This window comes from Ciceribacter lividus (assembly GCF_003337715.1).
GTDB lineage: Bacteria > Pseudomonadota > Alphaproteobacteria > Rhizobiales > Rhizobiaceae > Allorhizobium > Allorhizobium lividum.
The window spans coordinates 223,056-233,188 of sequence record NZ_QPIX01000002.1; the positions used below are offsets into that span (position 1 = coordinate 223,056).

11 protein-coding genes and 1 tRNA gene are annotated in these 10,133 nt (G+C 63.4%); 11 read left to right on the plus strand and 1 reads right to left on the minus strand.

Annotated features, from left to right (window positions below):
• Positions 1–188: 188 nt before the first annotated feature.
• The 4 genes from DFR48_RS04990 to DFR48_RS05005 all read left to right on the plus strand — a co-directional run bounded on the left by DFR48_RS04990 (position 189) and on the right by DFR48_RS05005 (position 4,700).
• Entirely contained in the window at positions 189–647 is a 459-nt protein-coding gene (locus tag DFR48_RS04990) for a 6,7-dimethyl-8-ribityllumazine synthase (RefSeq protein WP_114362068.1), read from the plus strand.
• A gap of 3 nt (positions 648–650) precedes the next feature.
• Positions 651–1,136: a transcription antitermination factor NusB gene (gene nusB, locus DFR48_RS04995; RefSeq protein WP_114362070.1), complete on the plus strand. Its 486-nt coding sequence runs from the start codon at positions 651–653 to the stop codon at positions 1,134–1,136.
• Between the two features lie 22 nt (positions 1,137–1,158).
• Positions 1,159–2,382 (plus strand): MFS transporter, encoded by a 1,224-nt coding sequence (locus DFR48_RS05000; protein WP_114362071.1) that lies wholly within the window; start codon positions 1,159–1,161, stop codon positions 2,380–2,382.
• Positions 2,383–2,561: 179 nt separating this feature from the next.
• A complete protein-coding gene (locus DFR48_RS05005) occupies positions 2,562–4,700 on the plus strand; it encodes a sodium-translocating pyrophosphatase (protein ID WP_114362072.1) in 2,139 nt (712 codons plus the stop codon).
• 116 nt (positions 4,701–4,816) lie between these two features.
• Here the strand turns inward: DFR48_RS05005 and DFR48_RS05010 are convergent, their stop codons facing one another.
• Positions 4,817–5,311 carry an outer membrane protein assembly factor BamE gene (locus tag DFR48_RS05010; RefSeq protein ID WP_114362314.1) on the minus strand — a complete coding sequence of 165 codons (495 nt, stop codon included), beginning with the start codon at positions 5,309–5,311 and terminating at the stop codon, positions 4,817–4,819.
• A gap of 194 nt (positions 5,312–5,505) precedes the next feature.
• Here DFR48_RS05010 and DFR48_RS05015 point away from each other — a divergent pair, with 194 nt between their 5' ends.
• The 7 genes from DFR48_RS05015 (at position 5,506) to DFR48_RS05045 (ending at position 10,104) form a co-directional block, all read left to right on the plus strand.
• A complete protein-coding gene (locus DFR48_RS05015; protein WP_114362074.1) occupies positions 5,506–6,114 on the plus strand; it encodes a ubiquinol-cytochrome C chaperone family protein in 609 nt (202 codons plus the stop codon).
• Positions 6,111–6,674 carry a YceD family protein gene (locus DFR48_RS05020; protein ID WP_114362076.1) on the plus strand — a complete coding sequence of 188 codons (564 nt, stop codon included), beginning with the start codon at positions 6,111–6,113 and terminating at the stop codon, positions 6,672–6,674. The genes DFR48_RS05015 and DFR48_RS05020 overlap by 4 nt, the downstream gene beginning before the upstream one ends.
• 108 nt (positions 6,675–6,782) lie before the next feature.
• Positions 6,783–7,829 carry a phosphate acyltransferase PlsX gene (gene plsX / locus DFR48_RS05025; RefSeq protein ID WP_114362315.1) on the plus strand — a complete coding sequence of 349 codons (1,047 nt, stop codon included), beginning with the start codon at positions 6,783–6,785 and terminating at the stop codon, positions 7,827–7,829.
• Positions 7,830–7,847: 18 nt separating this feature from the next.
• The gene (locus tag DFR48_RS05030; RefSeq protein WP_114362077.1) at positions 7,848–8,819 is read left to right on the plus strand and encodes a beta-ketoacyl-ACP synthase III; all 972 of its coding nucleotides are present in this window, start codon (positions 7,848–7,850) and stop codon (positions 8,817–8,819) included.
• Positions 8,820–8,926: 107 nt separating this feature from the next.
• Positions 8,927–9,265 carry an integration host factor subunit alpha gene (locus tag DFR48_RS05035; protein ID WP_112687048.1) on the plus strand — a complete coding sequence of 113 codons (339 nt, stop codon included), beginning with the start codon at positions 8,927–8,929 and terminating at the stop codon, positions 9,263–9,265.
• 134 nt (positions 9,266–9,399) lie between these two features.
• Positions 9,400–9,933, plus strand: coding sequence for a MerR family transcriptional regulator (locus DFR48_RS05040; protein WP_114362079.1), 534 nt, complete (start codon positions 9,400–9,402; stop codon positions 9,931–9,933).
• A gap of 94 nt (positions 9,934–10,027) precedes the next feature.
• Positions 10,028–10,104: transfer RNA gene (locus DFR48_RS05045), tRNA-Pro, on the plus strand.
• Positions 10,105–10,133 lie beyond the last annotated feature (29 nt).

Below are 10,133 nucleotides of genomic sequence, written 5' to 3' on the forward strand. Positions count from 1 at the left end.
TAAACAATCGTAACGATTGTCGCCATGAAATCGCCTCTTTGGAGGCGTCGTCCGCGCGCCATGTCGGCGTCGACGTTTCGCATTTGGGCAGGGCCGGTCTAAAAACACTTGCCAATGGCGGGCGGGCATGGTTTGACCGCGGTCTGTTCGGGCCGCGCCCGATTTTCCCCGTTTCCAGGATCATACCCATGCCACAGACGCAATCGGCCCCCCATCTTCTGATCGTAGAAGCCCGTTTCTACGACGATATGTCGGATGCGCTGCTCGACGGCGCCAAGGCGGCGCTCGCCGAGGCGGGCGCGACCTATGATGTCGTAACCGTTCCCGGCGCGCTCGAGATTCCCGCGGCGATCGCCATGGCGCTCGACGGCGCCGATGCCGGCGGCACCGAATATGACGGTTTCGTCGCGCTCGGCATGGTCATTCGTGGCGAGACCTACCATTTCGACATCGTGTCCAACGAATCCTCCCGGGCACTGATGGATCTGGCGGTGTCGGAATCGCTGCCGATCGGCAACGGCATCCTGACCGTCGAAAACGAGGCGCAGGCCTGGGCGCGGGCCCGCCGCTCCGAGCTGGACAAGGGTGGCTTTGCCGCCCGAGCCGCGCTGACGATGATCGCGCTCAAGCGGAAACTGGGTGGCTGACCGATGGGCAAGGACGAGAAGCAGCAGCCGACGATCAAGGTCGCGAACCAGCGGGGTGCTGCGCGCCTCGCTGCCGTGCAGGCGCTCTACCAGATGGACATCGCCGGCTCCGGCGTGCTCGAAGTCGTCGCCGAATACGAGGCTCATCGGCTGGGGCAGGAGATCGACGGCGACACCTATGTGAAGGCCGATCCCTCGTGGTTCCGCTCGATCGTCTCCGGCGTCGTCCGCGACCAGACCAAGATCGACCCGCTGATCAGCAACGCCCTGCAGGACGACTGGCCGCTGTCGCGCATCGACAGCACCGTCCGCGCGATCCTGCGCGCCGGCACCTTCGAACTCCTCGAGCGCAAGGACGTCCCCGTCGCCGTGATCGCCACGGAATACGTGGAGATCGCCCGCGCCTTCTTCGAAGGGGAGGAGCCGAAGCTCGTCAACGCGGTGCTCGACCGTATCGCCAAGCAGGTTCGCGGACCTGCCGGAAAGTGACGAACGGGCGATAGGAGCCGAAATGAGCGCTGTCGAAGCAGGCGGGCTGGAAACGCAACTGAGCTCAGCCAAGCGCAACGTCTTCATCCTTACGGCCGCCCAGTCGATTCTCGGCTCGGCCGCACCCCTGAGCTTCTCCGTCGGCGGCCTTGCGGGGTTCCAGCTTCTCGGCGCCGACAAATCGCTCGCCACCGCCCCGCTCACCGGTTTCAACATCGGCGTCGCCATCGGCGCGATCGTCGTCGCCCTGGCTTCACGTTTCCTCGGCCGCAGAACGAGCTTCATGTTCGGCGCGCTCATGGGTGCGCTCGGCGGCACCGTGGCGGCTCTCGCGCTATTCCGCTCCGAATTCTGGCTTTTCGCCTTCGGCCTGCTGCTGATTGGTCTCTCGGGCGGCTTCACCCAGAAGATCCGCTTCGCCGCGGCGGACGCCTCTCCGACCTTCTACAAGGGCAAGGCCATTTCCTGGATCCTCGCGGGCGGCATCGTCTCGGCGATCGTCGGGCCGCAGCTTGCAATCTGGATGAAGGACTACTTCGCCCCGGTCACCTTTGCCGGCGCCTTCACGGCCATGGTGCCGCTGATGCTCGCTGCGATCGGTGTTCTCTCTTTCCTGAACCTGCCGGCCATGGACAGCCGCACCGGCACCGACGGCGCGCCCGCGCGGCCGCTGCGCGAGATCGTGATGACGCAGCGCTTCATCACCGGCATGATCTGCGGCGTCAGTTCCTATGCGCTGATGACCTTCATGATGACCGGGGCACCGCTCGCCATGGTCGTCGGCTGCGGCTTTTCCTCCGATCTCGCGACGCTCGGCATCCAGTGGCACGTGATCGCGATGTTCGCGCCGAGCTTCTTCACCGGCATGCTGATCTCGCGTTTCGGCACGGAGACGGTGGTCATCGCAGGCCTTCTGATCCTGATGGCCTGTGCCGTCGTCGCCCATATGGGCGTGGAACTCTGGAACTTCTGGGGCGCGCTGGTCTTGCTCGGTATCGGCTGGAACTTCGGCTTCATCGGCGCGACGGCCATCGTCGCGTCCAGCTATCGTCCGCAGGAGGCCGACAAGGTGCAAGGCTTCCACGACATCATCCTTTTCGGGCTGGTGGCGCTTTCCTCGTTTTCGTCGGGCAAGGTCTTCACCGCTTATGGCTGGTCCTTCATGAACCTCGTCATCTGGCCGGTCACCATCGTCTGTCTGGTGCTGGTGCTGCTGCAGATGCGGGCCGCGCGCGCAAGGGCCTGAAAAAACCGCGACATTTCGCCTGTTTCCATCGCGTCGGCTGCAAAAGGCGGCTCTTGACGCCATTCGATCCTCCACGCAATCTCGCGTCCGGGCCGATCAGCTTCTGAGGAGGGGCTTGAGTCCGGCGAAGGGACCGCGCGGCGCGACAGTGCGTCCGGGCGAAATTGGAGGTATTGCGAATGACAGTACTTGTGGGCGTTATTCTATGTGGATTGCTCTCGGTCGCCTATGCGATCTGGGCGACCCGCTCGGTGCTTGCCGCCGACCAGGGCAATACGCGTATGCAGGAAATCGCGGGCTTCATCCGAGAGGGTGCACAGGCCTATCTCGCGCGTCAGTACATGACGATCGCCATGGTGGGGGCCGTGGTGTTCATCGGCACCTGGCTTCTGCTTTCGGGAAGCGCCGCAATCGGCTTCTTGATCGGGGCTGTATTGTCGGGCGCCGCAGGCTTCATCGGCATGCACGTGTCAGTGCGCGCCAACGTCCGCACCGCCCAGGCTGCCTCGGGCAGCCTTTCGGCAGGCCTCGACATCGCCTTCAAGTCGGGTGCGATCACCGGCATGCTGGTCGCCGGCCTCGCGCTGCTCGGCGTCTCCATCTACTTCTACGTCCTGACGGCGGTGCTCGGCCATGAACCGGGCTCCCGCGAGGTCATCGACTCGCTCGTCGCGCTCGGCTTCGGCGCCTCGCTTATCTCCATCTTCGCCCGTCTCGGCGGCGGCATCTTCACCAAGGGTGCGGACGTCGGCGGCGACCTCGTCGGCAAGGTGGAAGCCGGCATTCCGGAGGACGACCCGCGCAATCCGGCGACGATCGCCGACAACGTCGGCGACAATGTCGGCGACTGCGCCGGCATGGCCGCCGACCTCTTCGAGACCTATGCTGTCTCCGTCGTCGCGACCATGGTGCTCGCAGCGATCTTCTTCGCCGGCACTCCGGCGCTCGAAACGGCGATGATCTATCCGCTCGCAATCTGCGGCGCCTGCATCATCACCTCGATCATCGGCACCTTCTTCGTCAAGCTCGGAGCCAACGGCTCCATCATGGGCGCCCTTTACAAGGGATTGATCGTCACCGGGCTCCTCTCGCTCCTCGGGCTCGGCGCGGCGACGTCGCTCACCATCGGCTGGGGTACGATCGGCACGGTCGCAGGTGCCGACGTTACCGGATGGAATCTCTTCTTCTGCGGCATTCTCGGTCTCGTCGTCACGGCGCTGATCGTGGTGATCACCGAGTACTATACCGGCACGAACAAGCGTCCGGTGAACTCGATCGCCCAGGCGTCGGTGACCGGCCACGGCACCAACGTCATCCAGGGGCTTGCCGTGTCGCTCGAGTCGACCGCCCTTCCGGCGATCGTCATCGTCGGCGGCATTATTTCGACCTACCAGCTCGCCGGCCTGTTCGGGACCGCAATCGCGGTGACGACCATGCTCGGCCTCGCCGGCATGATCGTCGCGCTCGACGCCTTCGGCCCGGTCACCGACAATGCCGGCGGTATCGCCGAGATGGCGGGCCTGCCGTCCGAAGTGCGCAAGTCCACCGACGCGCTCGATGCGGTCGGCAATACCACCAAGGCGGTGACCAAGGGCTATGCGATCGGATCGGCCGGCCTGGGTGCGCTCGTGCTCTTTGCGGCCTATTCGAACGACCTGCAGTTCTTCGCGACCAACAGCGACCGTTATCCGTATTTTGCGGGCATCGGTGACATCTCGTTCAGCCTGTCGAACCCTTATGTCGTCGCAGGCCTGATCTTCGGCGGCCTCATCCCTTATCTCTTCGGGGGCATCGCCATGACCGCCGTCGGCCGCGCCGCCGGTTCGATCGTCGAGGAGGTCCGCCGGCAGTTCCGCGAAAATGCCGGCATCATGCAGGGTACGGTGAAGCCGGATTACGGCCGCGCCGTCGACATGCTGACCAAGGCGGCGATCCGGGAAATGATCGTGCCGTCGCTGCTGCCGGTGCTGGCGCCGCTCGTCGTCTATTTCGGTGTGCTGCTGATCTCCGGCTCCAAGGCCTCGGCTTTCGCCGCACTCGGCGCCTCGCTGCTCGGCGTGATCGTCAACGGCCTCTTCGTTGCGATCTCGATGACCTCCGGCGGCGGAGCCTGGGACAATGCCAAGAAGAGCTTCGAGGATGGCTTCATCGACAAGGATGGCGTGAAGCACCTGAAGGGCTCGGACGCTCACAAGGCGTCCGTCACCGGCGATACCGTCGGCGATCCCTACAAGGACACCGCTGGCCCGGCCGTGAACCCGGCGATCAAGATCACCAACATCGTGGCGCTGCTGCTGCTGGCGATGCTCGCCGCCTGACGAAGGCGTGGGCAACCGACAAAAGAAGAACCCGCGGAAAGCGATTTCCGCGGGTTTTCGTTTGTGTCCGTTCCGGAGCTCGGTCGACGCCCGCTCGGGCGCCGGCACGAACCTGATCAGAGATTGCTGAACATGTGCTTGACGGAGTTGGCTGCGCCGCCGCCGCCCGATAGGATCTGCTGCAGGAAGGTGAGGTCCTTGCCGCCCGTCGGCGTGGTGCGGGATATGGTGTCGAAGACCTTCCCGTCCTTGAGCGTGTAGTTGGCGCGCTGGGCGACGACGCCGTCCTTGTCGAAATAGATCGCAAGCACCTGCTGGTCGACCAGCTTCGGCTTCATGAAGGCCGCCGAACGGGTGCGCTTCTGCGAGATGTAGTAGAAGACCTCCGCATCGAAGGTCGCGGTCGTCGAAGGCGTGCCGAGCGACAGGAGAACCTGTTCGCGGCTCGAACCTTCAGGGGCCAGGTCGAGAGCGGCCTGGTCGACGATGTAGCCGTTATGGAAGACTTCGGAGGTCTTGCAGCCGGAGAGACCGCCCACTGCGACGGCGAGGGCGAGGGCGGCGCCGAGAAATCGCCTGTCCGATCTGATGTATCGCATTTCCAACCACACGTCTCCCAATGACTTTTCCGTTGGAGCGCCGGGGCGCCCGCGAACCTGTTGCGCTATCATTGTGGCCTTTCCGGGGAAGACCGGCGGACAACAAAGCTCCTCGCTTCGGCTCGTCCGGCGCATGGCGTGCATGGCAGGCGGCACAAAACGGCATTGCAATTCGCGTCTGCTTCGGTAAACCAGCTTTCGCAATCATGCAACACGACCATGGGCCGGCGAGGATGTTCCCGCGGCCCTTTTTGGCAGAATCGATGCTATTCGGATTTTTCCGGCAGAAAAAGCACAACCGGCAGATCATGGAACGACAGTATGCGGCGCTCACTGCGGCGGCGCGTACACCGTATTTCTATAGTGACCTCTCGATTCCCGACACGGTGATGGGCCGTTTCGAGATGCTCTCGATCGTGCTGATTCTATTCTTCAGGCGCACGGCGAAATCGGCGCGCAGCGGCCAGGAACTCGCCCAGGAGATCATCGACGCCTTCTTTCAGGATGTCGATCATTCCATCCGCGAACTGGGTGTCGGCGACCCCGGCGTGCCGAAGCGGATGAAGAAGCTTGCCGGCCGGTTCTATGGCCGCGCCGAATCCTACGGTGCCGCGCTCGACAAAGATGACCACCAGCTGTTGGCGCAGGCGCTCGCGCGCAATATATATCCCGAAAGGGGCGATGACGCCCCCGACATGCAAGGGCTGGCCCGCTGGATGATCGAGGAGGAAGCGCATCTGCGCGACGTTCCCGAAGAAAGCGTGGAAACCGGGTCCGTCACAATGGCCGTTCCCGGAGGGCCGCGACTGCAATGAGTTCACATCACAAGCATGCCGGCGACGCGGCCTTCTCCTATCTGGTGAAGGTCGGCCACGTGTCGGCGAATCCCGTTCAGGTCCATGTCGAGGCCGACGAGCGCGAGCGCCGTGCGCTGGCAGCGCTCTGGAACGTGGAAGCGGTCGAGAGTCTCGGCGCCGATCTGCAGATCGCGCGCTGGAAGAAGGACGGCATCCGCATCAAGGGCCGGGTGAAGGCCGAACTGGTGCAAGCCTGTGTCGTCACGCTCGAGCCGGTGGTTTCGCAGATCGACCAGGAGATCGATCAGGTCTTCGTGCCGGAGGGATCGCGCCTGTCCCGCATACTGACGAACGAAGCGGGCGAGATGATTCTCGATCCCGAAGGTCCCGACATGCCGGAAACCTTCACCGGCGATACGATCGATGCGGGCGCACTGGTCTCCGAGTTCACGGCCCTTGCCATCGATCCCTATCCGCGCAAGGCCGGCGCCGCCTTCGATGGCCATGTAGAGGACAACGGGGAGAGCGACCGCAAGCCGTCGCCGTTCGCCGTCCTGAAGGACTGGAAGAAGGAATAATCGCGGTTCGCAAACGGAAACGGTCGGCACAAATCGGTTGTGCGGGACCGCAAAAACGGTATTTTGGCCGAAATTTCGCCGGGCAGCGAAAGGAAGGATCAGACGAGAGTGATCAGAATTTCCCTTGATTTGATGGGAGGCGACTTCGGCCCTGAGGTTGTCATTCCCGGCGCCGCCAAGGCGCTGGAACGTCATCCGGGCGTCAGCTTTGTCATGTTTGGCCAGCAGGAGAAATGCGCGCCGATCCTCGCGCAGTATCCGGCGCTGAGGGGAAAGTCGGTCTTCCATCACTGCGAGATCGCCGTCGGCATGGACGAGAAACCGAGCCAGGCACTTCGCCGCGGCCGCTACAAGTCCTCCATGTGGAAGGCGATCGAGGCCGTGAAGGCGAAGGAAGCCGATGTCGCAGTCTCCGCCGGCAATACCGGCGCGCTGATGGCCATGTCGCTCTTCTGCCTTCGCACCATGGCAAACATCGAGCGTCCGGCGCTCGCCGGCATCTGGCCGACCCTCAAGGGCGAGAGCATCGTGCTCGACGTCGGCGCCACGATCGGTGCCGACGCGCAGCAGCTTCTCGACTTCGCCGTCATGGGCGGGGCGATGGCGCGCGCGCTCTTCGAGATCGAACGCCCGATGGTCGGCCTGCTGAACGTCGGCGTCGAGGAGGTCAAGGGCCAGGAAGAGGTCAAGGAAGCCGGCCGGCTGATCCGCGAGGCTGGCCTCGACACGATCAACTATTACGGCTTCGTCGAAGGCGACGATCTTGGCCGGGGAACGGTCGACGTCGTGGTGACGGAAGGCTTCACCGGCAACGTCGCGCTGAAGACCGCCGAGGGTACCGCGCGGCAGATCGCCGAGTACCTGCGCGCGGCAATGTCGCGGACCTTCCTCGCCCGGCTCGGCTATCTCCTCGCCAAGGAGGCGTTCGACCGGCTGCGCGAGAAGATGGATCCGCGCAAGGTGAATGGCGCGGTCTTCCTCGGCCTTAACGGGATCGTGATCAAGAGCCACGGCGGCACCGATGCCGAGGGCTTTGCAGCCGCGATCGACGTCGGCTATGACATGGCCCGCAATGGCCTGACACAAAAGATTGAAAACGACCTGAAAGAATATCATGCACGGCACTCCTCCAGTGCAGGGCCCGAAGCAGCATGATCGGTGGAGTTTGAAAGCATGATCCGTTCTGTCGTTCGCGGTTTCGGGGCAGCGCTCCCGAAGCGAGTGATGACCAACCGCGAGTTGGAAAACATCGTAGAGACCTCTGACGAGTGGATCGTGCAGCGCACGGGCATTCGTCAGCGTTATGTCGCGGGTGAGGGGGAGACGACTGCGTCTCTCGGCGCCGATGCGGCGCGTGCCGCGCTCGAGAATGCCGGCATGTCTGCCGACAGCATCGACCTCATCATCTGTGCGACCTCAACGCCGGACAATACCTTCCCGGCGACCGCGGTCGACATCCAGAACCGTCTCGGCATCCATCACGGCTTCGCCTTCGACATGCAGGCGGTCTGCAGCGGCTTCGTCTATGCGATGGCGACTGCCGATCTCTACATTCGCGGCGGGCTGGCCAAGCGCGTGCTCGTCATCGGTGCGGAGACCTTCTCGCGCATCCTCGACTGGAAGGACCGCACGACCTGCGTTCTCTTCGGCGACGGCGCCGGCGCGCTGGTACTCGAGGCGGACGAGGGCAACGGCACCAATGCCGATCGCGGCGTGCTCGCCGCGCAGCTGCGCTCCGACGGCGTTCACAAGGAAAAGCTCTATGTCGACGGCGGGCCGTCGTCCACCGGAACGGTCGGCCATCTGCGCATGGAAGGCCGCGAGGTCTTCAAGCATGCCGTCGGCATGATCACCGACGTCATCGAGGCGGTCTTCGAGGCGAGCGGAACGACCTCCGACGACATCGACTGGATGGTTCCCCACCAGGCCAACCGGCGCATTATCGACGCATCGGCCAAGAAGCTCGGCATCCCGGTCGAAAAGGTCGTCGTCACCGTCGATCTGCACGGCAACACCTCTGCCGCGTCCATTCCGCTCGCGCTCGCCACGGCAGCGGGCGACGGTCGCATCAAGAAGGGCGATCTCGTCCTGCTGGAGGCGATGGGTGGCGGCTTCACCTGGGGTGCCGTGCTCGTCCGCTGGTAATAGCGGCGACCAAAAATCGGATGTCGAACAAGAGCTTGACCGTCAAGCTCTTCGGCAATACTGTCATCGCGATTTGATAAAATGACTGTTTCAGGCGGGCGGATCACATGGCTGGGAAGACAGTTACCCGAGCGGATTTGGCAGAGTCGGTTTTCCGTAAGGTGGGTTTGTCCCGTACCGAGTCGGCTGAACTGGTCGAAACGATCATCGACGAGATCTGCAACGCCATCGTTCGCGGTGAAACCGTGAAGCTGTCATCGTTCGCCACCTTCCAGGTGCGCAGCAAGAACGAGCGCATCGGCCGCAATCCAAAGACCGGCGAAGAAGTGCCAATCTCGCCGCGGCGGGTGATGACCTTCAAGGCGTCGAACGTGCTGAAGCAGCGCATCCTGCGGTCACATCTTTCCCGCAAGGCCAAGCAGAAGCCGCAGAACCCAGCCTCCTGATGCCGATTGCGGTGGACCGCGGGGACGCCGCGCTCTCCGGATACTTGAAATCTCTTCGATAAACCGTTGAAATGCTCCGAATCATGACCCGGGGTTGTTGCCGCACGGGCCGCTTCAAGGACGGGAGCTGAATCTTGGACAAGAGCCCGGATGCATTTCGCACCATCAGCGAGGTCGCCGACGATCTCGATCTGCCGCAGCACGTCCTGCGTTTCTGGGAGACCCGCTTTCCGCAGATCAAGCCGATGAAGCGGGGCGGCGGGCGGCGCTACTACCGGCCCGACGACATCGAACTCCTCAAGGGCATCCGCCATCTGCTCTACGATCAGGGCTACACCATCAAGGGTGTCCAGAAGCTCCTGAAGACCAACGGCAACAAGTTCGTCATGGCGGTCGCGAGCGGCGACGTCGCGGCGATGGAGGCACTTGTCGCCGCAAGCAGCGGCAAGCAGGAAGAACCACGCCTTGCCGGGCCGGAGGAGGACCAGATCGTCGGCCGTCCGAAAGCACGCAGCACCGGGCGCTTCTTCGGTTTCGGCGGCAACGGCGACGACGCGCCGGAGGTGACGAACGGCAAGGGATCGGTCGGCAAGGAAGATCGCGCCCTGCTGCAGGAGGCGCTCTTCGACCTGCTGGAATGCAAGCGCCTGCTCGACCAGGTGCGCTGACCCATTCTTGTCGGCAAATCCTTTTTGGCGTACTTTTTCCCTTGCACAGCCGTGACCTAGCCATTAAGGAGAACGTGCTTTGCAAGAAGCTGGTCGGGGCGTAGCGCAGCCCGGTAGCGCACTTGACTGGGGGTCAAGGGGTCGCTGGTTCAAGTCCAGTCGCCCCGACCATTTAAATTCTTGATATCCCAGCATAATCT

Excerpts from the sequence above, each read along its gene's own strand:
- DFR48_RS05030 (WP_114362077.1), top strand. The coding sequence starts at position 7,848 with ATGATCCGTTCTGTCGTTCGCGGTTTCGGGGCAGCGCTCCCGAAGCGA.
- DFR48_RS04990 (WP_114362068.1), top strand. The coding sequence starts at position 189 with ATGCCACAGACGCAATCGGCCCCCCATCTTCTGATCGTAGAAGCCCGT.
- DFR48_RS05005 (WP_114362072.1), top strand. The coding sequence starts at position 2,562 with ATGACAGTACTTGTGGGCGTTATTCTATGTGGATTGCTCTCGGTCGCC.
- DFR48_RS05015 (WP_114362074.1), top strand. The coding sequence starts at position 5,506 with ATGCAACACGACCATGGGCCGGCGAGGATGTTCCCGCGGCCCTTTTTG.
- nusB (WP_114362070.1), top strand. The coding sequence starts at position 651 with ATGGGCAAGGACGAGAAGCAGCAGCCGACGATCAAGGTCGCGAACCAG.
- DFR48_RS05000 (WP_114362071.1), top strand. The coding sequence starts at position 1,159 with ATGAGCGCTGTCGAAGCAGGCGGGCTGGAAACGCAACTGAGCTCAGCC.
- DFR48_RS05035 (WP_112687048.1), top strand. The coding sequence starts at position 8,927 with ATGGCTGGGAAGACAGTTACCCGAGCGGATTTGGCAGAGTCGGTTTTC.
- DFR48_RS05020 (WP_114362076.1), top strand. The coding sequence starts at position 6,111 with ATGAGTTCACATCACAAGCATGCCGGCGACGCGGCCTTCTCCTATCTG.